Here is a 23,126-nt window from a genome sequence, read left to right on the forward strand (position 1 = left end):
GCCATAGCGCGGCGCGGGCGTGGTGGCGCCTTCGACGATCCGCACGGGCTCCAATGCCGGCTCACCGTCCTTGGCAGGCTCGGCGGCGATGTCCAGCAGGATCAGCGCGCCGGTGTCGGCATCTTGCAATTGCAGCCGCGTGGGCTCGATCGGCTCGCTCGCACGCAGGTAGACCGCGCCGCCTGCGCTTTGCACGCGCAGGCGCTCGCCAACCCCGGCCGGCACGCCCACGCGGACGTTGCGGTCGATGAACACGATGCGCTCTTGGCCGACCTGCAGCGGCACAGCCAGCGGCATGCGCTCCCAGCGCAGGATTTCCACGGCCTGGGCGGTAGGTGCCATCGTCACGGCGATCAGCCCCAGCAAGGCGAATGCGTGATGCTTCATGGGGAGGTTCCTCCTTGAGACGCCTGCGCTCCCAGGCCGCCAGGGGCCGTCGCCGGGCGTTCCGGCGCCGGTGTGCTGATGCGCTGGGGCGTGCCGTCGTAGCAGTCGAGCGCCAGGCCGAAGGGATTGCGCGCGGGATCGACGTCGATGCGCGTCACCTTGATGGGGTAGCGCACCAGGGCGCGCTTGACCTGCTCGGCGCCGTAGTACTCGTCCGCGCTGATATCCAGCGTCACCACCCAATCCCGGTCGGATACGGTGCGCACGCGCGCCGTGGGGTCGTCGCCATAGCCACGGCCGGGAATTTCATAAATTCCCCGCACGCGCTGCCGCAGCTCGCCCGTACTGCGCCGGTAGTCGTAATCGGCCCGCAGGAACGCATGGCAGGCGGGTGTCAGATACGGCGAGAGTGCATGCAGGTTGCGCGAGTAGTCTTCCTCACCGTTCGTCGGCCAGCGGTTCAACTGCTGGAACACGTAGAACGTGAAGGCATAGACCGACTCGGGTGGCACTTCCCACCATTTGCGCGTACTGCCCGAGCGCAGGTCGGGTGGGACGTGGATGGTCAGGTCGCTCGGTGCGCTCCACCAGCCGCCGCCCATCACCAGGGCCAAGACGGCCAGCGCGCCAGCGCCCAGGCGCAGCGTCTTGATGTGCGCTTGCAGGTGAGCGATCTCGTTCTTGAAGCGGCTCATCGCGTCGCCCTCCGGGTGGACCAGAAGCCCGAACGCGATACCAGGACGTGGCCGCCCACCCAGCCGGCCATCAAGGGTTGGAGCGTGGCAATGCGCCACTGCAATTGCCGGTACAACCAGGTGTCGGGCCTGCCGCGTTTGAGACGGCGCAGGATGCCACCGCCCACAAACACGCCCAGGGCTACGCCCAGGACAACGAATGTGGGCGCCAGCGCGATGGTGCGGAACACCCACGACAGCGGCACGCCGATCAGCAGGCCTGCGACACCACACAAGCCGCAGCAGATCCATAGTTCGTCCGCGGTCAGGCCGCGCACAACCACCGGATGGCGGTTGAGCCGGTGCGGCAAGAACGTGACCGTCCCGTCCGCGCGGATGTGCTGGTGCTCGGACATGGCCTGCACCTGCTTACAGGATGCCGGTGGCTTCGGTGAGCAGCCAGATGCCGATCACGAGCAGGACAGCGCCGACGGCGACCGTGAGGCCGAACTGGCCCCACGTCTTGCGGCCGGTGTGGATTTCCGCATAGGTGCCATAGGCGTGGTAGCACACGCCGATGAACATGGAGGCCACCACCAGCAGCGCCACGAGCATGACGATGTCGTAGCCATAGTTGCGGATCGTCTCCATGATGCCGTTGCCGGTGCCCCGGGTGGGGTTCTCCAACTGCGGCAGGCCCTGCGCGAGCGAGAGCGCGGGCAGCGTTGCGGTGCCCAGGGCCATGGCGGCGCGCTGGGCGAGGCGGGAAGTGAGGATGTGGCTTTGCATAGTCAGTCCTTTCAGATCAGGAGAGGAGGAAGAAAGTCAGGACGAGGTACATCGCGACGAAGCGGATGCAGACGCCGAGAAACTGGCGCTGGTTGAGGCGGCTCTCGGACCACCCCACGTAGGCCGTTCGGATGGCCCAGACGCCCCAGACGAGCAGGACTGCGAACACGGCGCCGACCAGGACGGTCGCCATCGCCGAAGGCGCGATGCCGCTGTTGGCTTGAAATGCCGAGACCTGGGCACCGTTCATGGCTTGGCCTCCGCAGTCGGCGGCGGCGATGGCTCGGTGGCTCGCTCGGTGCGGTAGTCGCCGGACAGTTCGGAGGGGTCTCGCGGCTGGGCGCGCGACGGTGTGAGATGGGCCTGGATGCCGGAGCGCACACGCGCCAGGTCAGCCAGCAGCCGCGGATAGTCGAAGTGGTAGCGCTCGCCTGGCTGGATGGGGGTATGCGCGGCGCTGTCGGCGACTGTGCGCTCCAGCGCGGCGAGCTGGCGCAGCGCGGCCACCAGCTCCTGACGCTGTGCCGGGGATTCGGCCAACGCCATCGGGGACTGGCCCAGCAGGAGGGCCGTCACGAGAAAAGTGGGCACGCCGCGATGCGCGGCGCGCTGCCAGGTTGAAGCCAACATCGCGCCATTCCTGTGTGATCAGCAATGGCTCGATCGTGGAGAACGAGTTGGGTTTAGGCCGCAAACAATAGGAACCTGGCCATGCCCGGATTCCGGAGCAGACAGGAGGGCGACGGAAGCTCAGACCGCTTTTCGATTATTGCGTTTTTCGAGTATTTCGAATAAGATTGGGCCTGCAACTCGTTTTCGCTAGGAGCTACCCATGACCACCACCGCTGCCCAATCCAAGATGACCCTTCCCGCTGCGGCAGAGGTGAAGGCCGCCGTTCAGGGTCAACGTGCCTTGGCGGCCTATCTGGCAACCCAGTTCGAGACGCAGCACATTCAGATCTTTGACGACCACAAGCAGGCGCATCAGGTGGAGCTGCCCACCTCGGCTTTGCGCCTGCTTGTCGACATCCTGGCTGAACTGGCCGATGGCAACGCCGTGAAGGTGGTGCCCGTTCACGCAGAGCTGACGACACAGGAGGCAGCCGATCTGCTCAACGTGTCCCGCCCCCATTTAGTCAAGCTGCTCGAGGATGGAGTGTTGGCATTTCACCGGACCGGCAAGCACCGCAGGGTGAGGTTCGCCGATCTGATGCAGTACAAGGAAGCGCGCGAGCGCGCCAGTGAGCAGGCGATGGCCGAACTCGCTCAGCAGTCGCAAGAGTTGGGAATGGGGTACGAATGAGGCATTCCCCCTTCACAGCCGTCTACGACGCATGCGTTTTGTATCCCGCGCCACTGCGGGACTTCCTGATGTGGCTCGGCCTGTCCGGCCGCTTCAGGGCGCGGTGGAGTCAAGCCATCCATGAGGAGTGGAAACGCAACCTGTTGATCAAACGACCCGATCTCAACCGGGCGCAGGTCGACAGGACGTCCGATCTCATGGACAGGGCCATTCCGGACGGCGTGGTGGAGGGATATGAAGAGCTCGTGGCAGGCCTGACATTGCCCGATCCGGACGATCGGCACGTCCTGGCTGCGGCGATCCGCTGTGGTGCGAGCGTGATCGTGACGTTCAACGAACGAGATTTCCCGAACGAGCTGCTGGCTGCGTACGGTATCGAAGCGCAGCACCCCGACGAGTTCGTGGACAACCTGCTGGATCTGGATGCGGCCGCCGTCGTGTCAGCAGCGCAGCGCCAGCGTGCCCAGCTCAAGCATCCGCCAATCGACGTGGACTGCTTTCTCGAAATCCTGCTTCGCCAAGGCTTGGTGCAAACGACCAAAGTGCTGGCGACCTATCGCACCATCCTCTGACCGCCGAGTGACACGAATGACCAAGAATCCTCCATCAGACGTTACTTTGCCGAAAGGCATCCATCGAAGCTGGAAGCTGCCGAACAAGTCGCTGGGTGACTTGTGGGATTCGATCGTGATGGACGAAGCCCTCAAGAAGCAGTTGCTGTCACAAGCGATCGTCAACTTCACGGTGCGCCCCAAGGTGGATCGCACGGTACTTCCCCTGCATGGCGTGATTTTGCTGGTCGGCCCGCCGGGGACTGGAAAGACCTCTTTGGCAAGGGGGCTGGCGCATCGCGTGGCCGAATCGTTTTCCTCGGCAAAGTTCCGATTGCTGGAAGTGGAGCCTCACACGCTAACGAGCTCTGCGATGGGCAAGACACAGCGCGCCGTGGCAGACCTGTTCTCGCAGTCGATCGCAGAATCCGCAGCGACGGGGCCGACGATCGTACTTCTGGACGAGGTCGAGACGCTCGCGGCTGATCGAGCCAAGCTCAGCCTGGAAGCCAACCCCGTTGATGTTCACCGGGCCACCGACGCAGTGCTGGTGCAGTTGGATATGTTGGCCGAACGCCACCCGCATCTGCTTTTCGTGGCCACCAGCAACTTCCCACAGGCCGTCGACAGCGCCTTCCTGTCTCGTTGCGACATGGTGATAGAGGTGCCATTGCCCGGCAAGGATGCATGCAAGCAGATCCTTGTGGACTGCCTGAGTGGTCTTGCAAAGACATTCCCCGGGATTGGCAAACTTTCCTCGGCTCACCAGTTCGACGCGTGCGCTGGCGAGTGCGTGGGACTGGATGGTCGGGCCATTCGCAAGGTCGTCGCCAACGCCCTTGCTGCCGACCCGCAAGTGGCTATCGACCCGAACAAACTTTCCGTGGAGCACTTGCGCGGTGCGATACGACAGGCAAAACAAATGCGCCTTCAAGGAGGTAAGCAAAAATGACCACCGTTGTCAGCCGGACGTTTCGCAGCTCGCCGCACCGCGATGCGTTGCAGACGTGGGATGCCATTGTAGAACTGCTCACTCAGGGCAAGGACGGCACGGCTCGCTCTGAACTCAGGGCCGTGGCGGGCGTAGCCGCCAGCTTGATCGCCGACCAGGCGCCCAAGAGCGCGCCCATCGTTGCGACATGCGATGGACCACGAACTAGGATCTACTGCCTGTTCGACGAAGACGCGATCGATGGTGATGATGCCAACGAAGACGTCTTGGGGTTCGAGCCGTTGAAGGGAGACTGGGGAGTTTCGCTGCCGTGTCCGAAGGAGCAGCTTGGCTGGGTGCAAACCGCGCTCAAAAAGCACAGTTCTCGCATCGTTGCACGGGACTTGAGCCAAGGAATTGCCACGCAGGCGCAGGCCGATGCCGGGCAGGCCTTGTCGCTGGACCTCGGAGGTTTTCTCAAGTCATGAGCACCGTCGCCACCTACTCGTACACGCACTCGGTTACCTATGTGACCGACAACATCCTCAAGAGCCTGAAAGACATCATCGTGCTCAGTGGTCTTGACCCCGAGCACTTTGCGGATCGCTGGGAAAGCAATACCCGAGCCATCAAGACATGGCTAGGAACCGGTGATCTGCGCAAGGTGGTCCTGGAGATTTACAACCCGTCGACTGACAAGCTCGTGACCCGTTGGGATATCGACATCGTGTATGGATGGTCCGATGGCGACGGCAGCTTCTGGACGGATACCGAGCAGTTGAAATACGCGATCAAGAAGGCCGGACTGCTGCCATCACAGGCCAAGTACAAGGTCATGCTTGATACCAAGCCCGGGCGGCCTGACGTAGAGGGGTGGAGCAAAGGAAGCTATCGCTCGACGGATGGGATGGTCAAGCAGAGCCTGGGCTCGACTGTCGAACACAGTGGCCTGGCGGGTCAGGCCGGATATTGGAGGCAACGCTGATGCTGTCGATCGATGAAGCTTTTCGCAAGTTCAAGTCGCGCCTGGAACTCAATGAGCGCGAACAGAAGAATGCCTCACAGCGCCAGAACGAGGTGCGGGACTACCTGCAGACGAAGTTCGGCATTGCGCGCAGCTTCCTGACCGGCTCTTACGCCCGATACACGAAGACCAAGCCGCTCAAGGATATCGACATCTTCTTCGTACTGAAGGACTCGGAGAAGCACTACCACGGCAAGACCGCATCGGTGGTGCTAGATGATTTTCACGCTGCATTGGTGGAGAAATACGGAGAAGCGGCCGTGCGCAAACAGGCGCGATCGATCAACGTGGATTTCGGTGTTCATATCGACGCCGAAGACAATACGGACTACCGGGTGGTCAGCGTGGATGCGGTGCCCGCATTCGACACCGGCAACCACTATGAGATACCGGATACGGCGTCCGGAAAGTGGATCAAGACGGATCCAGAGATCCATAAGTCCAAGGCAACCGTAGCGCACCAAGCTTATGGCAATGAGTGGAAAGGTCTCGTGCGCATGGTGAAGTATTGGAACAACAACCCCAAGCACGGTGATCAGAAGCCGGTGAAACCATCGTTCCTGATCGAGGTGATGGCCCTGGAGTGTCTTTACGGCGGCTGGGGAGGATCGTTCGATCGCGAGATCCAGTCGTTCTTTGCCACGCTTGCCGATCGTGTTCATGATGAGTGGGCCGATCCTGCGGGCCTCGGGCCGGCGATCAGCAACGACATGGACCCTGCGCGCAAGCAGCGCGCGCAGCAACTGCTGTTTCAGGCGAGCCAGGATGCAAGCATCGCCATCGACCATGCGCGCCGAGGTCGGAATATCGAAGCGCTTCGTGCTTGGCGTGCGCTGTTCGGTCCCAAGTTCCCACTGTCCTGATCCCATCAGCTGCCACACGTCCCATCGAGGTGCAACATGTCCCAGTGGTCGCTTTCCCAACTCCTGTCGTCCTTGCATGAGGACATCCAGCAGCGCCTCTCCGTGGTGCGCAAGACCTTCGTTCACCCAGGCACCAAGGGTGATGCGAGCGAGAACGTCTGGATCGACATGCTCGATACCTATCTCCCCAAGCGGTACCAGGCGGCCAAGGCACATGTGGTGGACAGTTTGGGGAACTTCAGCCAGCAGATCGATGTGGTGGTGTTCGACCGGCAATATTCGCCTTTCATCTTCACCTACGAAAACGAGACGATCATCCCGGCCGAAAGCGTGTACGCGGTGTTCGAGGCTAAGCAGACAGCCGATGCCGGGCTTGTGGCGTACGCCCAAGAGAAGGTCGCCAGTGTGCGCAGGCTGCACCGAACGAGTTTGCCCATACCGCACGCTGGTGGTACCTATCCTGCGAAGCCGCTGATTCCCATTCTGGGAGGCTTGCTCACGTTCGAGAGCGAGTGGAGACCAGCATTGGGCCCGTCCATGGACAAAGCGCTGAAGGCGGAGCTAGCAGAGGGGCGTCTGGACATCGGATGTGTCGCCGCCCACGGGCACTTTTTCTACGACCAAGCCAGTGGCGCGTACAGTTACACCAGTGAAAACAAACCTGCGACGGCGTTCCTGTTCAAATTGATCGCGCAACTTCAGTTCAGCGGAACGGTTCCAATGATCGATATAGAGGCCTACGGTCAATGGTTGACGAAGTGACTGACCGGACTTGATGTATGTCTTGAGATTGCCCAGCGTCCTTACAGCGCGTCCCACGGCACCGGCCGGTACGCCCCTGGCCGCAGTCCCACATCGATCAACCGCTGTTCCTTCTCGGGCCACTCTTCCGCGTTGCGGCAGGCGATCGTCCACCGCGCTGCGGCGACGCCAGGCTGGTGAAGGAGCGTTCGGAAATAAATCGCGTCGACTGGAGACAGGGAGTGGCCCAGCACGACCACGTGCTCAACGGTGTCCAGCGCCCCGAAGAATGGCCTATGCCGGGCGATCAGTTCCTCGGAACGTTTGAAGGTGGCCGAGAAGTAGTCGTCAATGGCGTCGTTGGCCTCAACCAGGCGCGTATCGATCTCTTCGATATCCGCGCGCTCATTCAACGAGCGGCGAGACTGGGGATTCCTGGCGTGGCCCAGGACGAGTTCTTCTTCCGGCGCATCGGCTCGGCCGTGAATGTGCAGGACCCGCGCCGAATCGGCCCCATAGAGCCTGCTGAGCGTGTTCGTGTAGTTAAAACTCAGGAACAACGCCTCGGGGTCCAGCCTGGCCAGCCGCCGCGGGGTTGTCTCTGGCGTGGGGATGGGCAGCGCCCGGATCCATTCGGCAAAGCGCGTCCGCAGGGCGGTGGACAGACGCTCGACGACGTTGCCGACTTCGCACTGGAAGTCGTGGTGTCCTGAATCACTCCATTTCTCGGCCCCAAAGGACCCCATGAAGTGCCCCAAGTTGTCGACCAGCATATCGGCGTCCAACTCGGCCAGGGCCTGCTCTAGGTCGCACCAGTCCTTCCCGGCCGGCAGATAGTCCTCTACCTCCCGGTGGATATCTCGATCGGCGCCCAGGACGTAATGCTTGAAGTCCCCGAGACCAGAGGGAATCCCGTGCCAGAGGTCGAACCCGTTGCCGATGACGTAGAGCGTGTTGGGGCGCATGGTGTGCTCCGCTGGGTGTTGCGGTTGCCCAGGAATCCGGACAGTAAAAGGTTATGATAGATATGTTAATGTGGAATAATCCAAATAATACGCCAAGAGCTCGGCCATGAGCATCGTTGCAGACCGTCTCGCTGTGTCGACCCTGGTGGGCACGCCCAAAGAAGTCCAAGCCAGACTCGGCCGTTGCCAGGCCGACCGCGTGCTGGTGGTGGCGTTCGACCACATCAAGCCCAATGTCTTCGCGGCGCTGGCGGAGAACTTCACCAATGTCGCGTCGTCCATGTTCGAGGTGTTGCTTGAACGCCAGGATCGCGAATCGCTCGAACGGCTGGCCGAGGTGTTGGTGCCGCGCAATCCGGCATCGCCCAGGCTGCTGAAGGAAGCGAGCATGCTGGTGCAGGCGCGCAAGGCGGTGCTGGAGAGCGGCGATTGGCTGACGGCGGCGCAGATCGCGCAGTTGGCAGGATTGAGCACCCGCAATCCGAGCGCACAGCCCAACAAGTGGAAGAAGCAAGGCCAGATCTTCGCCATCAGCCACGGCGGCATCGACTACTTTCCGGGCTACGGTCTGGACGCCGATGCGGGCTTTCGTCCGCTGAAGTCGCTGGCCAAGGTCATCGAGGCCTTCGCCGGCCACAAGGACGGCTGGGGCATGGCCTACTGGTTCCGATCCGAGAACAGCTTTCTTGGCGGCAAGCGTCCGCAGGACCTGCTGGCCTCGGTGCCACAGCGCGTCATCGCAGCCGCCGAGGACGAGGTCCAGGAAGTCGCCCATGCCTAGGCGTCGCCCGCAGCCTGTCGCGGAGCACGAGCCGGCTACCGCGCCGTCATCGGCCACGCCGGAGCCGGCGGGCGACCTGCACGCCTCTTTCACCGAACTGGCCGAGGGCACGGTTCCCATCATTCCGGGGAAGAGTTGAATGGAATGCTTCCGGATCGATGAGAGCGGCTACACCGGCTTCGACCTCCTGAATCCCGAGCAGCGGTTCCAGGGCGCGACGGCCATCGCCATCGAAGACGATGAGGCAAGGCGCCTGATCCGGGAGCACTTTCCCAAGCTGCAGGCGGTCGAACTGAAGTACCGGGCCTTGGCGCGACGGCCGGCCAACCGCCCCCGCCTGATGGCGCTGCAACGCGACTTGCTCGGTGGCTACAAGTGCGTGACCTACGTCTGCGACAAGCGCTACCTGCTGCTGCTGATGTTCCTGGACTATGCCGTCGAGCCGTTCTACTACGAGCGCGGAATGGACTTCTACCAGGACGGGCAGAACTATTCGCTGGCATCCCTCCTGTACACGGTGGGGCCGACACTTCTGGGGCAAGGCGCTCTCGACCGCCTGCTGGCGAGTTTCCAACGCGCGGTGAAGGAAAAGAGCCCGGCGGCGCTCGCCGATCTGGTTCAGGCCGCCCGTGCCTCGCGTTGGCGGGAGTTGCCGGAAGCGCTGGGGCCTTTGGCGCAGTTCGCCGCCCCCGAGTGTCTGCAAGCGATCGCCACGCCGGGTGTCAGCACGGATGCTGCCCTGGTGGTGCTGCAGTCCCTGATCAGCCGGATGGAGGTCATGGCCAATGGCGCTTATCGGGTCGAGCACGATCAGTCCAAGAATCTGCTGGCCTATCACGACCTGCTGCAGCGCTACATCCACCATCAGGATGTGGTTACGTTCCAACAGTCGGAGATCGCCAGCATCACCTTCCCGCTCAAGCTCCAGTCGGTGACGCAGGTCGACTCCAGGAACAGCCCCGCCGTGCAGCTGGCGGACGTGATGATCGGCGCAGCCATCGAGGCAGCAAGCACGCTGAAGGGACAACGTGCCGGTGCGCTGGACGCCCGGGAAATCATGGCGTTGTATGCCGATCATCAGCTTATCCACATGCTGCCGTCGATCGACTTCGAGGAGCAAAAGCGCTTCCGCCAAGGGACGCAGGCGTCGCAGGTAATTGACTACTTCGCAGAGAACTTCCACAAGCCATAGCTCGCATGAAAGCAAGTCTCATCCACGTTCGAGACGCAGGTGTCGAAGCGGTTGCGGCGTTGGATGCCGCACTTGATGCCCGGCAGCACCGATGAGCCGCACGCGGCTTTGCAGCGCTGTGCGGCCCGTGTCACGTCATAAGTATTTCTTGAAGCTGCCCGCAGTCAGGCTTACGGCCAGTCCCAGCAAGGCAGCGCTGGGCAACAGGATCACCAACGGATGGACCGAGATAGGCAGTGCCAGGTACGTCACCCAGGGCAGCACGGCCAGCGGCATTAGGCTCGCCTTCGCTCTGTGGTAGATGAAGCCGGATTCCCGACCTGCGCCGAACCGGCGCACATCCCGCCGCACCAGTCCGTCGATCAGGCCGACGAACGCCGCCGTGAAGATCAGCGGCAGCGTGAGCAACAGAACAAGCAAGCGAACAAGGAACGTGAGCGTCGTGAATGCCGCTGCGACGAGATAGCTCTCGGCCCACACGTAGACCTGGCTGATCCAGTAGCGGAAATTCCGAACCTGTCCCTGGCTAGGCACCCGCGCTCGTTCGGCAGTCTGGCTCATCCGCTCCAATAGTCCCGTGCGCACGAACACCCATTCGTAGCCGGTGTCCACCAGCGCATGCGCCGTTCGCCCTGGCTCCTGCACGACCACGCTGCGCGTGAAGTGGCTCGACAGGTGCCCCAGCTCATACTGCAACATCTGCTGCGAGTGCCGCCAACCCTGGTCCTTCCAGAACAGGTGCATGCCCACGCACTCGACCACGATGGAAAACAGCAGCGATCCGATCAGCACCCCGAGCAGCCGGAACGGCAGCGTGATGGTGCCAACGATCAGGCCCTGTCGCTGGTTCTGTTCCTTGCGGGCGGTGACTGCGGCATCGCTCATGGCGCGGCCTCGCTATCGGCAGCACCATCTGCGGCGTTGGCGGCCTTCGCCTTGGTTGCCGTCTCATCCAGCAGATCCTCCGGCAAAGCTTCGTCCTGCAAAGGCGGGGAACTGGTGAACTCCCACCATTGGGTTGCGTCGGTGTAGCTCTGGCGCATGTAGCTGGCCAGTTGCCGCAAGTCCGCCGGCATGACCTCATCCGGGTCGGGCGCAGGCAGCGGCATCCTGATCTTCCAGAGCTGACCGCCCTGCAGCAGCGCGAAACACTGCCCTTTGGGTAGGCCCACGATGTGCGAGGGCTCGATCATCGGCACGCTGGACATGCTGATGCGGTCTTGCGTGTTCGACGTGAAATCCGTCGCACCGCGGATGTCTGAACTGTCGGTCGCGCCCGAGACGATGGTGGTGGTATAGACCTCGACCTTGGGCAATTGCCGGGTGAGCAGTTCTGGGGTAGCCGTCTCGCGGACGCGCAACATGAGCAAATTATTGAAATTCCCGATGACTTGGCCGGCTTTGGCGCGGTTGCCGATGCGCGCTTCGATATCGGAGAGCGTTTGCGTGTAGGCCGTGACCTGAAGCCCGGCACCACCGCCTTTGTTGATCAGCGGGATGAATTCATCCCCCATCAATTCGTTGAATTCATCCGCGTGGACATTGATCGGCACCCGCGTACCCGCTGACGCCCCCGGCAGGCCGTCGTCGATCCCATGCTTGTAGATATGGCCTGCGACCGAAACGAGGTCGGAAAACATGGAGTTGCCGACCGCCGCGGCAACCTCGGCGTCGGACAGCGCATCCAGGCCCACATAAACGATGGCGCGCTTCCTGATGACCTGCATCCAATCGAAGATCGGTCGTGGATCGGCCAGGTCGGAGTAGTTCGGCGCCAGGAGCTGCGCGATCTTGCCGCTGGTGAGCTTTTCCAGCAGCGGCAGCAGCGATGCGACGATCTTGTCGAAGTAGGTCTTGTCGTAGCGCACCGCCGAGCGCAGCCCGTCGAGCACGGGGTCGTAGTTGCGGGCCTGGCTCAGGTACTGCTCCAGGGCCACCACGCGCTTCTCGCGCCCGATCATGTTGCGCGGGATGTTCTTCTCGTTGAGCTTGGCCTCGATCTGGACGATCACCTCCCAGGCCTTCGGTTCGGTCTTGGCGAAGTAATGCTGGGCGTACTCCAGAAACAGCGCGTCGATGTTGATGACGTGCCGCTGGATCAGCATGTAGTCCGGGCGCTGCCCCAGTTCCACCAGGGCGCGGGCGATGATGTTGACGAAGCGCCAGGCGAACTCCCTGAAGGCGGCCGAGTTGCCCTCGCCGGAGAGCTGGCCCGCGATGCGGGTGGCGACTTCCGAGATGCGGCCGAAACGCCCCACCGCGTTGTAGCGGGCGCTGATCTCCGGCCAGCCCAGGTGAAAGATGTAGAACTCGCCTTCGCGGCCCGCACGCTTGGCCTCGACGTACATCCGCTTCAGAAGATCGGCATCTCCCTTGGGGTCGATGACGATCACGACCTCGTGCTCGCCAGCGGCGTTTTTACGGCGAATGTCCTGGGTCACGAACAACTCGGCCAGCCGCGTCTTGCCCACGCGCGTCGTGCCGAGCACCAGCGAATGGCCGACGCGCTCGCCGAGCGGCAGGCTGACGTCCACCTCGTCGGGTTCGATGCCATGCAGGCGCGGCAGGCCGCCCACGGGCGGCAGCGGCCGCACGGGGTTGAAAGGCACATCCCAGGCGGTGAGTTTCGACAGCCGGGATAGAGGGAACGGTGCGAACTCCAGCCGTTCCTCCAGCCTGCGTGCCAGCCGATAGGCCGGCGTCGGCTCGACGTAGCGCCGAAATTCCGGCCGGTACGTCTGCATGAGCCGATGGGTGTGTTTCTGCTCCCACAGGAAGCCACGCCCGATGAAAAGCCGCTGCTGGCTGACAGGAACGTCTTTGCTGGTCATCACGTAGCGCGGCAGACGGCGGATGTTGCGCCGGTAGCGCAGGATGACGCGGGCATCGCGGTAGCGGAGTGCACCGTAGGCGCCGAACGCCATGGCGCTGCCCACGCCCATGGCCGGACTCAGCGCGAGCGACCACGGGGCCACCAGGGACAGAAACGCGGCGCCAGCACACGCTGCGACGGTGTATAGCTCCACCGCTGGGCGTAGCAGCACCTCGACTGGCTGTTTCCCCGACATGGCTTCATTGCTCGATGCCGGTGGCTGTGATCAGCGCCGGGTAATGCCGCAGGCCCAGGCGTTCGGCAAGGTCGTCGCCGGCCACGGGCGCGAGGGGCACGCCAGGCACCAGGGCGCGCAGCCGCGCCAGGGCTTGCACGGTCTCGACGTTGACGACCAGGCCGACCGCGCTGCGCTCGCGCAGCGAGTCAGCACGGCGCTGCAGCCAGGCGCGCGAAGCCTCGTCGTCACCCACGACAACAAAGGCCCGCAGGCCCGGTGCCTCGATCACCCGCCGTGCCACAGTGCCTGGCGTGAGCTTGGCGCTGCGCACTGGCAGCATGGCGGCCTCGTCCGCAGGCGTGGCAGGAACCTGGGGTGTCGGGATGGGCGGCTGTGCCGCACCATTGCGGCGCGGTTGTAGGTTGAGCGCCTCGTAGTACGGCAGCGCTGAGGTGCCGCCACTGTCTTCGACCACGATCAGCGGTTCGCCGGCGTGCACGGCCAGCGGCAGGCCTGCCAGCGATACGAGCAGGCCCCACAGGGGCAAATGGCTTTTCGTCATGGGGACTTCTCCTGACACGCGGCGTGTGGCGCGCCGGTTGTGCGCGTGCCCTGCACGCGAGCGAGGTGGCGGGACACGCTGCGCCGATAGCGCGCGGCGGGCTCACCGCCTGCGGGACGGTGGTAGCGACCGATCGCCAGCAGCCAGTCCTCACCTGGGGTGTGCTGCTCCTTCAGGATTTCGGCGGCGATGGCGAGATTGCGGTAGGGATCGAGCAGATCGCACGGATGGGTGAAGCGCTGCGCGTGGTAGCCCAGGTTGATCTGTCCCAGGCCCGCGTCGATGCGCGTGTGCGGCGTGGCGCGCATCGCCTGCTGGAGGCCCGAGCAGGCGTCGGAACGGGTGGCAAACCGGCGCGACTGGCCCGCGACGTTGAGCGACCAAGGCCACGGCACGAGACGCCCGTTGCGCCGAATCCCGCTCTCTTGCAGGGCCACGGCGTAGAGCACAGCCGAAGGAATGCCTGCGCGCTGGGCGGCAAGCTGGTAGGCCGGGGGAGGAATCTCCTGGGCATGGACCGTGCCTGTAGGCAGGCTTGCGGCAAGCAGGAGGGCGCACAGCGCCCGCGAGACCGATGAGGGTGTCAGGGCTGGCGCTGCCATTGGCCGTTCACCTCTCGCACGACAGCCGGTAGATCGCCCGGCAGGCCCAGCGACAGCCAGCGTCCGGCGTCATGGTTCAACGTGATGCTGCCGCTGCGCACGCGGGCCGGATCGATCTGCGCGCGCTTGGCCCAGTCGCGGATGCGCGCGTCATCCTGGCGACTGCCGACCATGTAGAGGTCGAACTGCAAGCCTGACGTTTGCAGGCGCTGCACGACCTGGCCGCATGTGGCGCAGCCGTCCTTCACGAACACCGCCGTACGGCCGCTGCCACGAGCAGCCGCAGTGCTCGGCGAGTCGTCGGGCAGGTTCACGCGTGGCATTCCGGGGTTCATGCGCTGCCAGGCCTCGTCGTAGGCACGCTGGTAGGCGAGCAGTTTTTCTACCCGGCGCGCCTCGACCTGTACCTGCAACTCGGCATAGCGTCGCCGCTCTTCGTCCGAGCGGGCCTCGATGCCCAGCACGGACAGCGGGTCCAGGTTGGGCGAGTAGGTGCCGATCGGCCCTTCCATCAGTTCGCGGTAGCGGGCGAATTCGTCATTGCGCAGGCCCCAGGCCTTCGCCAGTTGGGCGTCCTGGCTGTGCGTGATCTGGCTTTGGCTGGTGCGGCCGGGCTGGACGGCCGAGGTTTGCTGGGGCGCTTGTTGGGCCGACACGGGCAAATGCAGTGCTGCCAGCAGCAGGATCGGGATGAGATGGCGTTTCATCGTGCGGTCCTCCGGTTCAAGGGATCGCCACGCGGCGCGTCTGGCCGTCGGTCTGGAACACGGCGGTACTGCCTTCGATGCCCTGCAAGCGCCACGAACCGACCGCATCACCCGGCAGCAACACCTGCATCTGGCTGGCGGTGAAGTTCCCGGTGCTCGGTGCGATGGAGACGCTGCGATGGCCAGCCCGCAGTTCGGTGCCGATGACGCGGAACGGCAACGGCGGCGGCTCGGCCTTGGCGACGGCTGGCCTGGATGAGCGTGGCTGGGCTGGGGCGGGAGCGCGCGCGACGGCCTGGCGTGCCTTGATCTGCTCGACCTCCGCACGCAGTGCGTCCAGGTCTTCCGTGGCGACGCGGCTGCTCAGTTCCTGCTCGATCTGAGCAATGCGGGCTTCCATAGCCTGGCGGGTGTCTTGCAGATTTGCGGCGGTGGCCGCTGCGGGACGCCGCTGCAAGGACTGGGTGGTTTCGGTCAATCCGGCCACCTGCGCTTCAATGCGTTGCAGCCGGGTATTGAGGCGTTCCTGAGTGGTCTGATCGTTCAGCGCCTGGTAGCCCAGGAGGACGAAGACGCTGAGACCGACCAGCCAAAGCCAGAGCAGGCTTTGCACCACCACGGCGGCGGTAGAGCGCTGGACTGGTTGCGGGATGTTCATGGCTGGCCCCCAGCAATCGGGAACGTCTGCACCGCGTCGGCGGCGGGCGGCACGGGAGCGGGTTCAGCGCCTGGACTGTCACCTGGCCGCTCGAAGCAGACCTGCCGCATCCGGTCGTCCGTGTGCAGTTCCCAAGCCGGGCCGGCCAGGGTCAGCAGCGCATCACGCAAGGTCATGGGGCCGAGATGCAGGTGCGCCGCCGGCAACGGCAGCGCGTACAGCTCGATCACCGCATGCGCGGTCTCGCAGAGCTGGTAGCCGCTGCGCTTGAGCACGTGCCGCAGCCCGTCGCCAACGGTGGCACGGGCGTCCTCGGGCATGGACACGTCGATGGTTTGCAGCAGCAGGTCGCGCTGCTGCGCCATTGGTGCCAGCTCCACGAGGGTATAGCGGCCATAGCGCACCACTGGCACGAACTCGGGGCCTTCGGGCTCGACGGCTGGCTCAACTTCCCCGATGGGTTCGGGTGGCAGCGGCGCCTGGATCGTCGCGCAGCCGCTGGCCAGGACTGCGGCCAACAGGCCGGCTCCGGCCAGTCTCAGGGATGGATGGATTGCGGGCATGGCATCGGCTCTTCTGTTGCGATACCGATACCTTGGCTGTGTGCTTCGGCAGGGTCAGCCAGGAATGGGAACTGCGGGCTACCCGGTTTTTCGAGTGGAGAACGGGTGCCGTTCGCCACTTGGGGGCTTATCAAAGACTGCTTTCATTGTGGAAATTCAAATTAAACCGTGCTTTAATGTGATAATTCGCAGTGAAAGCCAGCTTTAAATGAAACGAAGCACAGGCACCTATGCCACATCCACCACGCTGGGCGAGCCGGTACGGGCTTTCGTGCCGCATCCGCTGCCTCCCGCCGAGCCGCCTCTGGCGGCGGCGTCCTTTGCCGACCTGAACCGTCAGGCGGAACTGGCACTGGCCCGGCTTTCGGGCGTGTCGGGGCTGGTGCCATCGGTGGATTGGCTGCTCTACAGCGCCGTGCGCAAGGAAGCCCTGCTCACCTCGCAGATTGAGGGCACTCAGGCCACGTTGACCGACCTGTTCGACGAGGAAGCGGGTTTCAAGGTCAGCAATACCGATGATGTGGCCGAAGTAAGCAACTACCTGCGGGCTTTCCGCCTGGTCCAGGAACAGTTGCGCGACCCCAAAGGGTTGCCCATCAGCGTGCGCCTGCTGTGCGACGCACACCAACTGTTGCTTGATGGTGCGCGCGGCGCAGGCAAGCAGCCGGGCGAACTGCGGCATTCGCAGAACTGGATTGGCGGCACGCGGCCCGGCAACGCGGTGTTTGTGCCGCCACCGCCGGAGCGCGTGCCGGAACTGCTATCCAACCTGGAGCGGTTCATCCACGATACGAAGGACGAGTTGCCAGCCTTGGTCAAGATCGCACTGGTCCATGCGCAGTTCGAGACCATCCACCCGTTTCTGGACGGCAACGGACGCATCGGCCGCCTGTTGATTGCAGCGCTGCTGGAACACTGGCGCCTGCTGGCCGAGCCGCTGATGTACCTCAGCGGTTATCTGAAGCAACACCAAGCCGAGTACTACCGCCGCCTGTCGGTGATCCGTACCGAGGGCGATTGGGAATCGTGGGTGTCGTTTTTTCTGGAAGGTGTGGCGGTCTCGGCAGCCCAAGCCGAACAGAGCATCATCGCCGTCGCCAGCCTGATCGCCGCCGACCGCCGCAAACTGCTGCAATCCCCAAAGGCTAGTCCGGCCAGCTACCGGCTGTTCGAGTTGTTGCCGATGATGCCGCGCTTTACCGTGGAACGGGTACGGCAACAGCTTCAAACCACGTTCCCGACTGCAAACGCAGCCGTGCAGATGCTGGAGCAACTGGGCATCGTGATCGAAGTGACGGGTCAGAAAAAGAACCGTAGCTACAGCTACCAAGCCTACGTTGACCTGCTGACGCGGTGACAGCATTTGCTGAACACTCTTTCCTGAGTCTCAACCGCCTCTAATCGTCATCGGCAGCGACCCAAGACATGACTCCATGGACGGACTTCAAATCGTCCACGACCCGCCGACGAATGCTCCAGCGCAACTCGATGCGCTCTTCATGGCCTTGGTAATTGGAACGTACAAATGGCGACGCGCCGTGTAGCACCTCGCCCCATTCCACACTGCCTTCTTGCAGCCCCGCCTGCCGCAATGCCATCGCTGCGCCGCTTGAGGTTAGAGCGACGCCGGCATCCTGCCCATTGATCAAGACTTTGTAGTAACCATCGCCACCTGACATCGATGGGGCAGCGGCAGCTTCCGGGTCAACGTATTCAACACCAGCAGCCACGCCACGTTCTACCATCAGGCGACCAATTTCAAACAACATGCCCGGCTCCTCATCTTCAGGCTGGGACAACTGCGCACCATCGTGGTTGCGCAGGAAATCGAGGCCGTCATATCGCACATGCGAATAGAGGGGCGTCAGATCCTGCACATCCGTCGAAGTTACAAATCCCTCACCGTTCGCAATACCTGCTGCCATAGAGTGGTTGCCTCCGAAAACGATGCCGACACCTATTGGCAACAACAGCGACACCAGATGGTTCCCATCTTCACTCCAAGGACCTTGCCGCTTTCCGAAGCCGATGGTTGCGAGGGCATTGGCCAAACGATCTCGATGCCATGGTGTTGCCAGTACAGGATCAATCCCGAGCCGCAGCCTGAAGCGTTGATCAGAGCGTCTGCTGGATATCTCGTAGGCCCGCTGACCATCAGGGGTCACCGGCAAGCCGTCCTGAAAGAAGAGGCAACTAAAACTGTCTGCCCAACTGGCACCATGGGGCATCGCATGTGCAGCAGAGGTAATTGTCTTAGCCTGCAAAGGGGCGGCAACGAGCCGGACTAAAGTCTGCAGTCCGACCGGGTCTATTTTGGCGACGTCGTGCGCTAGATCCATCACTTGTTGGAAACGAGATTTTCGTTCGCGCCAGGCTTGCTCTTGTTTACGGAGTAAGAAAGGGAATCGCATGTTGTCTTGTCGTCATGATCAGCGACATGCATGTTTGCACAAACTGCCGAGAAAAATGCCGACGCCCCATTACGGACGTCGGCAACTATTATTAAAAAAACATCAGGCGGCGACCAGTTGCCGAGCCAATGCGACTTCGACGGAATCACCGTCCTGGTTGAGCACATCCAGTCCGGATTCGGGCACGTCGCCCGAGGTGGACTGCGAGACCAGGATCTTCTTGGCCATCAACGCGAGGCATGCCATCTGCGAAGAGGCGGCATACCCCAGGTAGATGACCTTCACGGCCTGCTTCTGGCCAATGCGCCACGAGCGGCGCGCGGCCTGTTGCAGCGTGTACACGTTCCAGCCCGATTGGAGAAAAACAATCGTCGGGAATTCGAGCAGATCCAAGCCGGTCTTGACGAGTTCGGGGTTCGTGATGAGCACGTCGATGCCCCGGTCGATCTGCTCGGCAATCCAGTCCTCGCGCTGGCTGGCATCCACGCTCGCGCGCAGTACCGCCACCCGAAAGCCTTCCTGCTCCAACAGCATCTTCAGCCGGCTCGTGGTGTCCCGCGTGCCGGTATAGACCGAATACACCAGGGTCTTGCGACCCGCTTCCTTCTCCTGGCGGCAGATGTCGATCAGCTCGCGTTCCTTGGGCATCACCTCCAGCTCGTTGAACTGGGCCGGGGTGAATGCCAGCACCTCGCGCGTGCGCGGATGGCGGACCGTCTCCGCCCTGAAGCAGCAGTCGGGCCACGCCAGCAGCGTGTTGAGGACCACGCCCAGCAAAGTGGTGTCCCGCTTGCGCAGGGCCTCCTTGAGCTGTTGCGTGAGGCTGGAAGCCAGCTTCTGATACGCCTCGCCTTGCTCGGCGCTCATCGCCACGTCCCGGAACTCCTCGTCATACGGTGGCAGTACGCCACCGATGTCTCGCAGCTTCAGGAAGATGGTGTACGGCAGGATGCAGCGCAACACGCCCTTGGGGCCGAAGCCCGGAGCCTTGACCGTTCTGACCGTGACCTTGCTGCCCTTGGCCGTCTTGTGGGCCGGACCATCGGACTCGGAATAGATGTCCTTGAGGACACCGTGATCCCTCATGAAGGCCATCGCGGCGGCGTTCATGCTGCCGTTGCGACTGGGGACGTAGCCGTCTTCGATCATGCGGCCCGGAAGCGCGCGGAACAGCAAATGGAAAATGTCGTCAGCGTAGCCACCCATCAACGTGCCGGTGAGCGAAACCGTCTTGCGAACCTTGGATGCGATGACACCCATGGCCTGGCCTTGAGCCGAACCGCCCGTCTTGTATTCGTGCGCTTCGTCGCAGAGCAAAAGGTCGAACGTGCTACGCGGCAGATACCGCTTCACATACTCGCTGGGTTGGTAGCCACCTTCACCGAAGCCGAACTCCATCGACGCCATGGCCCGCTCCATGCGGTGCGCCTGGCGATCCGAAAACACCAACTTCCCGCTCGCGTCCATCAGGTTAATGAAGTTGTGCAGGTTGTCGCCGAGCATCGAGGCCAGGAAGCTGTCCCCGAAGGTTTTCATCAGGCGTTGCGCGGTGGCTTCGCCGATCGTCGGAATGCGCTTCAAGGCACGCAACACGGCCGAGGACTGATCGCTGCCGGACAGTGACCGCGGACGCATCAGCGTCCACAGTGCGCCGCCGCAGCCATTGCACTTGCGGCGGAATTCCTCCGCCTCCAGCTCCTGAACACTGATCGGCTCGCCGTCGAGATTGGTGATGACCTCCCCGCAGTGCGGGCAGACCCCCACGTCACCGTGACGGGTGCGCTTGCGTGCGAAGGCAGGCTTCCAATGGAAGCCCATTCGCATGCGGACGCGACCGAGGATGAAGAACTCTTGGGCCGCAGAAGGCACGCCAAGCTGCTCGCGCAACTTGATGAGCTTGAGCAGCGTGTCCGGGCCGTTGAGCACCCAAACCTTTGCACCCGCGACGGTTTCGAGGATTTCTCGGCGCCACTTGTAGACCAGATGCGGCGGGCTCAGGACGAGCGTGCGGCGATAGCCTTCGGCATGCAGGACCGCGGCCAGCGCAATGCCTATCGTGGTCTTTCCGGTTCCCATCTCGCCGTTGACAAATACAGCCCGCTCGCCTTGGTTGACGAGCAGTTCCGAGGCCGCATGAACGACCTCGGCTTGGGCGGGGAACAACTGGCGTTTCAGGCCAGCCAGCACCAGTTGGCGGTGCGGGCGCGGTGTGCCGCTGTAGACGGGCGGGTTGGCCCGGTTGAGAGAGTCCAGCAATTCGTCGCCGAACTCGGAAACGAAGTCCTGAAGGCTCAGGGACAGCTCGGACGATTCCTGTTCGAGCAGGTTGTCGTCCAGGGACGAAGGATCTACGGCCGGGGCCGCTTCGATGACTTGTGCGTTCATGGTGATGCTCCAAGAAGCGGGGCATACACCACTCCCCGAGGGGCGGTGACATGCCCCAGGGTGGGAAGGAAGAGCCGGCTGGATTTGGGGTCTGGCCGGCGAGGAAGATGATCAGTATTCGCTGGGCAACAGCACCGTGGTGACGCTGCGATCCCATTCGGTGATGACCCAAACCTTCAGATTCGGGCCGACCTCGTAGGCCGAGAACAGGCGATCCTCGCCCGACTTCAGCGCGTCGTCGTTCTGGTGCCGGTCGTTGTCGCTGAGGTCGCCCCAGTCGGCGGCCAAATGCCGCAATAGATAAGGGCTAGGATTGAACTGGCCTTGTTCGATGAGACTGGCGACCCCCGAGGTCATGACGACCAGGCCGGGGTTGAATCTGGGAAAAACGTGTTGCGCAGAGGTGGACATGGAGAATGCTCCTTCAAAAAAAGGGGCACTTCTCCCCATCGGGGCGAAGTGCCCCGGTGGGTGGATAAACAGCTTTTTCAGATGCTGATTTGCTCGTCGAGTAGCTTGACCAGCGTCAGGTCGCGATGCTCATCAGTCGTAACGGATACCGTCAAACGTGGTGTGATGATGTAGCGCGAGAAGAGGATGCCTTCCTGGGAAAGCGCATCTTCATTCGAGCGTCGTTCGGAATCTCCGATGTTGCCCCAGTCGCCACGGATATGCCGTTGCACCAGATCAATGGGATCGAGCAGCCCGTGGTCATCCAGCCAGCGTACTTTCTCGCTGAGCTTGATAGCGCCGACGGAAAACCGGGGTGTCTTCGGACTGTGGATGGGCTTGCTGGATAGAAATTTCTTGAACATTGAAATACTCCTTGGAACATGAGGGGACAGCATTCCGTCCTGTAGATCAGTGGATCGTCAAAACCTGGCCCAGCGTGGCCGAGTCAGGTGTGAGGTCCCAGGCCCGAATCACCGGAACGAACTTGTCCGTGAGGATGCGGGTTTCGGCCAGGGAGCCGTCATCGCGCTCGCGATATTCGACGGCGGATGACTTCTGCTTGAAGGTGTCGCCCTTGACGGCCAAGGTGCGGCCGCTGGGGGACTGCACGACACCGGATATCGCGCCGGCCGCGAGGGCCAGTGCCAGGTGCCATTGGGACAAGGCGCGTGCCGGAGCACGCAAGGTCTGCTGCGTCGCGCCCAGATGGGTCTCGAACGCGGGCCACAAACCCTTCAGGCGCCGCACTTCGTCGGCGAACTGCTCGGGCTCCATGCTGATCCGGTAGAAATGCTCTGGCTCGGCCTGGGACGTGGGGACCACATACGGCAGCAGCACCCATTCGGGCGGTAGCTCGTCCGCCTCCAGTTCGCCCAGGCCGATTTGCAACAGCCGGGCGCGGGAGGATTTCACGTCATCGCCTGCCTGCTCACGCTGGCGGACACGACGCCCGAAGATCACGACCTGCTTGAATTGCTTGTCCACAGCCTGGAAGACCGACAGATCCGCGAAGTGGCGGGTCAGCCAGCCGACCAGTTCCTGATCAAGCACGTAGGCTGGCAGGATGAAGACCAGGATGCCGCCGTACTGCAGCAGAGGCAGCGTGCGCTGGTAGAACAGCTTTTCCAGCCGACCACGGCCCTTGCCTTCGTAGCCCAGGTTGCCGTTGGCATCTCTTGCAAGATCGCCGTAGGGTGGGTTGAGCCACAAGAGGCCGAAGGCCTGCCGCGTGATCATGGTGTCCATCAGGTCACCGTGGATGCAGTGGTCGACCAGCAGCCGGGCATGGTTGGCCCGCTCCTGATCAAACTCGACGGCATAGGCGCTGGTCTGCTCAGGCCCGAGGGCATGGGCGGCCTCGGCGATGGCGACGCCTTCGCCGGCGCATGGGTCCAGGATGCACATCGGCCCATCGCTGGGTGCCAGTGCGCTGAGGGTTCTTTCGAGAGTGGCTTCGTCGGTCGGGTAGTACCCGTTTTTCGCAAAATTCCGGGCGAGCCTGGGGAACATGAGTGCCATGGGAGGTCTCCTGTCT

30 protein-coding genes are annotated in these 23,126 nt (G+C 62.9%); 11 read left to right on the plus strand and 19 right to left on the minus strand.

Annotation, left to right across the window (positions count from 1 at the left end):
- From GPA21_RS08290 to GPA21_RS08315, 6 genes are all read right to left on the minus strand, one after another.
- A partial coding sequence (locus GPA21_RS08290) for a TIGR03749 family integrating conjugative element protein (protein WP_168987738.1) occupies positions 1-387 on the minus strand: 387 nt, incomplete at its 3' end.
- Positions 384-1,082, minus strand: a complete 699-nt coding sequence (locus GPA21_RS08295; protein ID WP_024067907.1) for a PFL_4703 family integrating conjugative element protein — start codon at positions 1,080-1,082, stop codon at positions 384-386. The genes GPA21_RS08290 and GPA21_RS08295, both read right to left, overlap by 4 nt.
- On the minus strand, positions 1,079-1,477 hold the full coding sequence (locus GPA21_RS08300; protein ID WP_058207559.1) for a TIGR03750 family conjugal transfer protein: 399 nt from the start codon (positions 1,475-1,477) through the stop codon (positions 1,079-1,081). Before GPA21_RS08300 ends, GPA21_RS08295 begins: the two co-directional genes overlap by 4 nt.
- A gap of 13 nt (positions 1,478-1,490) precedes the next feature.
- Positions 1,491-1,850 (minus strand): TIGR03745 family integrating conjugative element membrane protein, encoded by a 360-nt coding sequence (locus GPA21_RS08305; RefSeq protein ID WP_024067905.1) that lies wholly within the window; start codon positions 1,848-1,850, stop codon positions 1,491-1,493.
- Between the two features lie 16 nt (positions 1,851-1,866).
- Entirely contained in the window at positions 1,867-2,100 is a 234-nt protein-coding gene (locus tag GPA21_RS08310) for a TIGR03758 family integrating conjugative element protein (RefSeq protein ID WP_168987739.1), read from the minus strand.
- A complete protein-coding gene (locus tag GPA21_RS08315; RefSeq protein ID WP_024067904.1) occupies positions 2,097-2,480 on the minus strand; it encodes an integrative conjugative element protein, RAQPRD family in 384 nt (127 codons plus the stop codon). Before GPA21_RS08315 ends, GPA21_RS08310 begins: the two co-directional genes overlap by 4 nt.
- 202 nt (positions 2,481-2,682) lie before the next feature.
- Here GPA21_RS08315 and GPA21_RS08320 point away from each other — a divergent pair, with 202 nt between their 5' ends.
- The 7 genes from GPA21_RS08320 to nucC are packed head-to-tail and all read left to right on the plus strand — an operon-like array spanning position 2,683 to position 7,284.
- The gene (locus GPA21_RS08320; protein WP_024067903.1) at positions 2,683-3,153 is read left to right on the plus strand and encodes a helix-turn-helix domain-containing protein; all 471 of its coding nucleotides are present in this window, start codon (positions 2,683-2,685) and stop codon (positions 3,151-3,153) included.
- Positions 3,150-3,725, plus strand: coding sequence for a PIN domain-containing protein (locus GPA21_RS08325; RefSeq protein ID WP_058207229.1), 576 nt, complete (start codon positions 3,150-3,152; stop codon positions 3,723-3,725). The genes GPA21_RS08320 and GPA21_RS08325 overlap by 4 nt, the downstream gene beginning before the upstream one ends.
- 16 nt (positions 3,726-3,741) lie before the next feature.
- A complete protein-coding gene (gene cap6, locus GPA21_RS08330; RefSeq protein WP_168987740.1) occupies positions 3,742-4,656 on the plus strand; it encodes a CBASS system CD-NTase-associated protein Cap6 in 915 nt (304 codons plus the stop codon).
- A complete protein-coding gene (gene cap8 / locus GPA21_RS08335) occupies positions 4,653-5,123 on the plus strand; it encodes a type III CBASS phage resistance system CD-NTase-associated protein Cap8 (RefSeq protein ID WP_168987741.1) in 471 nt (156 codons plus the stop codon). The genes cap6 and cap8 overlap by 4 nt, the downstream gene beginning before the upstream one ends.
- Positions 5,120-5,620 (plus strand): type III CBASS phage resistance system CD-NTase-associated protein Cap7, encoded by a 501-nt coding sequence (cap7, locus tag GPA21_RS08340; RefSeq protein ID WP_024067899.1) that lies wholly within the window; start codon positions 5,120-5,122, stop codon positions 5,618-5,620. Before cap8 ends, cap7 begins: the two co-directional genes overlap by 4 nt.
- Positions 5,620-6,522 (plus strand): CBASS oligonucleotide cyclase, encoded by a 903-nt coding sequence (locus GPA21_RS08345; RefSeq protein WP_168987742.1) that lies wholly within the window; start codon positions 5,620-5,622, stop codon positions 6,520-6,522. Before cap7 ends, GPA21_RS08345 begins: the two co-directional genes overlap by 1 nt.
- Before the next feature lie 36 nt (positions 6,523-6,558).
- Entirely contained in the window at positions 6,559-7,284 is a 726-nt protein-coding gene (gene nucC / locus GPA21_RS08350) for a CBASS effector endonuclease NucC (RefSeq protein ID WP_168987743.1), read from the plus strand.
- A 41-nt stretch (positions 7,285-7,325) separates the two neighbouring features.
- Here nucC and GPA21_RS08355 read toward each other — a convergent pair whose 3' ends face one another.
- Complete coding sequence (locus GPA21_RS08355; protein WP_168987744.1) at positions 7,326-8,228, minus strand: bacteriophage abortive infection AbiH family protein; 903 nt, start codon at positions 8,226-8,228, stop codon at positions 7,326-7,328.
- Positions 8,229-8,334: 106 nt separating this feature from the next.
- On the opposite strand from GPA21_RS08355, the gene GPA21_RS08360 reads away from it, so the two are divergent.
- From GPA21_RS08360 to GPA21_RS08370, 3 genes are read left to right on the plus strand one after another with little or no spacing between them, the layout of a single operon-like run.
- Positions 8,335-9,009, plus strand: coding sequence for a hypothetical protein (locus GPA21_RS08360; protein WP_168987745.1), 675 nt, complete (start codon positions 8,335-8,337; stop codon positions 9,007-9,009).
- Positions 9,002-9,148, plus strand: coding sequence for a hypothetical protein (locus GPA21_RS08365; protein WP_155523062.1), 147 nt, complete (start codon positions 9,002-9,004; stop codon positions 9,146-9,148). The genes GPA21_RS08360 and GPA21_RS08365 overlap by 8 nt, the downstream gene beginning before the upstream one ends.
- A complete protein-coding gene (locus GPA21_RS08370; RefSeq protein WP_168987746.1) occupies positions 9,149-10,201 on the plus strand; it encodes a DUF3800 domain-containing protein in 1,053 nt (350 codons plus the stop codon).
- 135 nt (positions 10,202-10,336) lie between these two features.
- On the opposite strand, the gene GPA21_RS08375 is transcribed toward GPA21_RS08370, so the two are convergent.
- From GPA21_RS08375 to pilL2, 7 genes are read right to left on the minus strand one after another with little or no spacing between them, the layout of a single operon-like run.
- Positions 10,337-11,086: a TIGR03747 family integrating conjugative element membrane protein gene (locus GPA21_RS08375; protein ID WP_168987747.1), complete on the minus strand. Its 750-nt coding sequence runs from the start codon at positions 11,084-11,086 to the stop codon at positions 10,337-10,339.
- A complete protein-coding gene (traD, locus tag GPA21_RS08380; RefSeq protein ID WP_168987748.1) occupies positions 11,083-13,269 on the minus strand; it encodes a type IV conjugative transfer system coupling protein TraD in 2,187 nt (728 codons plus the stop codon). Before traD ends, GPA21_RS08375 begins: the two co-directional genes overlap by 4 nt.
- A 4-nt stretch (positions 13,270-13,273) precedes the next feature.
- The gene (locus GPA21_RS08385; RefSeq protein WP_168987749.1) at positions 13,274-13,813 is read right to left on the minus strand and encodes an integrating conjugative element protein; all 540 of its coding nucleotides are present in this window, start codon (positions 13,811-13,813) and stop codon (positions 13,274-13,276) included.
- A complete protein-coding gene (locus GPA21_RS08390; RefSeq protein ID WP_168987750.1) occupies positions 13,810-14,415 on the minus strand; it encodes a transglycosylase SLT domain-containing protein in 606 nt (201 codons plus the stop codon). Before GPA21_RS08390 ends, GPA21_RS08385 begins: the two co-directional genes overlap by 4 nt.
- Complete coding sequence (locus GPA21_RS08395; protein WP_168987751.1) at positions 14,397-15,122, minus strand: TIGR03759 family integrating conjugative element protein; 726 nt, start codon at positions 15,120-15,122, stop codon at positions 14,397-14,399. The genes GPA21_RS08390 and GPA21_RS08395 overlap by 19 nt, the downstream gene beginning before the upstream one ends.
- Before the next feature lie 16 nt (positions 15,123-15,138).
- Positions 15,139-15,780, minus strand: a complete 642-nt coding sequence (locus GPA21_RS08400; RefSeq protein ID WP_168987752.1) for a hypothetical protein — start codon at positions 15,778-15,780, stop codon at positions 15,139-15,141.
- Complete coding sequence (gene pilL2 / locus GPA21_RS08405; RefSeq protein ID WP_425483694.1) at positions 15,777-16,298, minus strand: PFGI-1 class ICE element type IV pilus protein PilL2; 522 nt, start codon at positions 16,296-16,298, stop codon at positions 15,777-15,779. Before pilL2 ends, GPA21_RS08400 begins: the two co-directional genes overlap by 4 nt.
- 253 nt (positions 16,299-16,551) lie before the next feature.
- On the opposite strand from pilL2, the gene GPA21_RS08410 reads away from it, so the two are divergent.
- On the plus strand, positions 16,552-17,700 hold the full coding sequence (locus tag GPA21_RS08410; protein ID WP_168987754.1) for a Fic family protein: 1,149 nt from the start codon (positions 16,552-16,554) through the stop codon (positions 17,698-17,700).
- 40 nt (positions 17,701-17,740) lie between these two features.
- On the opposite strand, the gene GPA21_RS08415 is transcribed toward GPA21_RS08410, so the two are convergent.
- The 5 genes from GPA21_RS08415 to GPA21_RS08435 all read right to left on the minus strand — a co-directional run bounded on the left by GPA21_RS08415 (position 17,741) and on the right by GPA21_RS08435 (position 23,110).
- Entirely contained in the window at positions 17,741-18,754 is a 1,014-nt protein-coding gene (locus tag GPA21_RS08415; protein ID WP_168987755.1) for a DUF6710 family protein, read from the minus strand.
- 102 nt (positions 18,755-18,856) lie between these two features.
- Positions 18,857-21,139 carry a helicase-related protein gene (locus tag GPA21_RS08420; RefSeq protein WP_168987756.1) on the minus strand — a complete coding sequence of 761 codons (2,283 nt, stop codon included), beginning with the start codon at positions 21,137-21,139 and terminating at the stop codon, positions 18,857-18,859.
- Between the two features lie 111 nt (positions 21,140-21,250).
- Positions 21,251-21,550, minus strand: a complete 300-nt coding sequence (locus GPA21_RS08425) for a hypothetical protein (protein ID WP_168987757.1) — start codon at positions 21,548-21,550, stop codon at positions 21,251-21,253.
- 77 nt (positions 21,551-21,627) lie between these two features.
- Positions 21,628-21,954, minus strand: coding sequence for a methyltransferase (locus tag GPA21_RS08430; protein WP_168987758.1), 327 nt, complete (start codon positions 21,952-21,954; stop codon positions 21,628-21,630).
- Between the two features lie 46 nt (positions 21,955-22,000).
- Positions 22,001-23,110: a DUF6094 domain-containing protein gene (locus GPA21_RS08435; protein ID WP_168987759.1), complete on the minus strand. Its 1,110-nt coding sequence runs from the start codon at positions 23,108-23,110 to the stop codon at positions 22,001-22,003.
- Between the last annotated feature and the right edge of the window lie 16 nt (positions 23,111-23,126).

Origin of the sequence: Azoarcus taiwanensis (assembly GCF_012910885.1) — a bacterium.
Taxonomy (GTDB): Bacteria; Pseudomonadota; Gammaproteobacteria; order Burkholderiales; family Rhodocyclaceae; genus Azoarcus_F; species Azoarcus_F taiwanensis.

Excerpts from the sequence above, each read along its gene's own strand:
- GPA21_RS08325 (WP_058207229.1), top strand. The coding sequence starts at position 3,150 with ATGAGGCATTCCCCCTTCACAGCCGTCTACGACGCATGCGTTTTGTAT.
- GPA21_RS08430 (WP_168987758.1), bottom strand. The coding sequence starts at position 21,954 with ATGTTCAAGAAATTTCTATCCAGCAAGCCCATCCACAGTCCGAAGACA.
- cap7 (WP_024067899.1), top strand. The coding sequence starts at position 5,120 with ATGAGCACCGTCGCCACCTACTCGTACACGCACTCGGTTACCTATGTG.
- GPA21_RS08365 (WP_155523062.1), top strand. The coding sequence starts at position 9,002 with ATGCCTAGGCGTCGCCCGCAGCCTGTCGCGGAGCACGAGCCGGCTACC.
- GPA21_RS08345 (WP_168987742.1), top strand. The coding sequence starts at position 5,620 with ATGCTGTCGATCGATGAAGCTTTTCGCAAGTTCAAGTCGCGCCTGGAA.
- GPA21_RS08410 (WP_168987754.1), top strand. The coding sequence starts at position 16,552 with ATGAAACGAAGCACAGGCACCTATGCCACATCCACCACGCTGGGCGAG.
- GPA21_RS08305 (WP_024067905.1), bottom strand. The coding sequence starts at position 1,850 with ATGCAAAGCCACATCCTCACTTCCCGCCTCGCCCAGCGCGCCGCCATG.
- GPA21_RS08425 (WP_168987757.1), bottom strand. The coding sequence starts at position 21,550 with ATGTCCACCTCTGCGCAACACGTTTTTCCCAGATTCAACCCCGGCCTG.
- GPA21_RS08435 (WP_168987759.1), bottom strand. The coding sequence starts at position 23,110 with ATGGCACTCATGTTCCCCAGGCTCGCCCGGAATTTTGCGAAAAACGGG.
- GPA21_RS08355 (WP_168987744.1), bottom strand. The coding sequence starts at position 8,228 with ATGCGCCCCAACACGCTCTACGTCATCGGCAACGGGTTCGACCTCTGG.
- nucC (WP_168987743.1), top strand. The coding sequence starts at position 6,559 with ATGTCCCAGTGGTCGCTTTCCCAACTCCTGTCGTCCTTGCATGAGGAC.
- GPA21_RS08315 (WP_024067904.1), bottom strand. The coding sequence starts at position 2,480 with ATGTTGGCTTCAACCTGGCAGCGCGCCGCGCATCGCGGCGTGCCCACT.
- GPA21_RS08415 (WP_168987755.1), bottom strand. The coding sequence starts at position 18,754 with ATGCGATTCCCTTTCTTACTCCGTAAACAAGAGCAAGCCTGGCGCGAA.
- GPA21_RS08420 (WP_168987756.1), bottom strand. The coding sequence starts at position 21,139 with ATGAACGCACAAGTCATCGAAGCGGCCCCGGCCGTAGATCCTTCGTCC.
- GPA21_RS08320 (WP_024067903.1), top strand. The coding sequence starts at position 2,683 with ATGACCACCACCGCTGCCCAATCCAAGATGACCCTTCCCGCTGCGGCA.
- GPA21_RS08390 (WP_168987750.1), bottom strand. The coding sequence starts at position 14,415 with ATGGCAGCGCCAGCCCTGACACCCTCATCGGTCTCGCGGGCGCTGTGC.
- traD (WP_168987748.1), bottom strand. The coding sequence starts at position 13,269 with ATGTCGGGGAAACAGCCAGTCGAGGTGCTGCTACGCCCAGCGGTGGAG.
- GPA21_RS08395 (WP_168987751.1), bottom strand. The coding sequence starts at position 15,122 with ATGAAACGCCATCTCATCCCGATCCTGCTGCTGGCAGCACTGCATTTG.
- GPA21_RS08370 (WP_168987746.1), top strand. The coding sequence starts at position 9,149 with ATGGAATGCTTCCGGATCGATGAGAGCGGCTACACCGGCTTCGACCTC.
- cap8 (WP_168987741.1), top strand. The coding sequence starts at position 4,653 with ATGACCACCGTTGTCAGCCGGACGTTTCGCAGCTCGCCGCACCGCGAT.
- GPA21_RS08400 (WP_168987752.1), bottom strand. The coding sequence starts at position 15,780 with ATGAACATCCCGCAACCAGTCCAGCGCTCTACCGCCGCCGTGGTGGTG.
- GPA21_RS08310 (WP_168987739.1), bottom strand. The coding sequence starts at position 2,100 with ATGAACGGTGCCCAGGTCTCGGCATTTCAAGCCAACAGCGGCATCGCG.
- GPA21_RS08360 (WP_168987745.1), top strand. The coding sequence starts at position 8,335 with ATGAGCATCGTTGCAGACCGTCTCGCTGTGTCGACCCTGGTGGGCACG.
- GPA21_RS08385 (WP_168987749.1), bottom strand. The coding sequence starts at position 13,813 with ATGACGAAAAGCCATTTGCCCCTGTGGGGCCTGCTCGTATCGCTGGCA.
- cap6 (WP_168987740.1), top strand. The coding sequence starts at position 3,742 with ATGACCAAGAATCCTCCATCAGACGTTACTTTGCCGAAAGGCATCCAT.
- GPA21_RS08375 (WP_168987747.1), bottom strand. The coding sequence starts at position 11,086 with ATGAGCGATGCCGCAGTCACCGCCCGCAAGGAACAGAACCAGCGACAG.
- GPA21_RS08300 (WP_058207559.1), bottom strand. The coding sequence starts at position 1,477 with ATGTCCGAGCACCAGCACATCCGCGCGGACGGGACGGTCACGTTCTTG.
- GPA21_RS08295 (WP_024067907.1), bottom strand. The coding sequence starts at position 1,082 with ATGAGCCGCTTCAAGAACGAGATCGCTCACCTGCAAGCGCACATCAAG.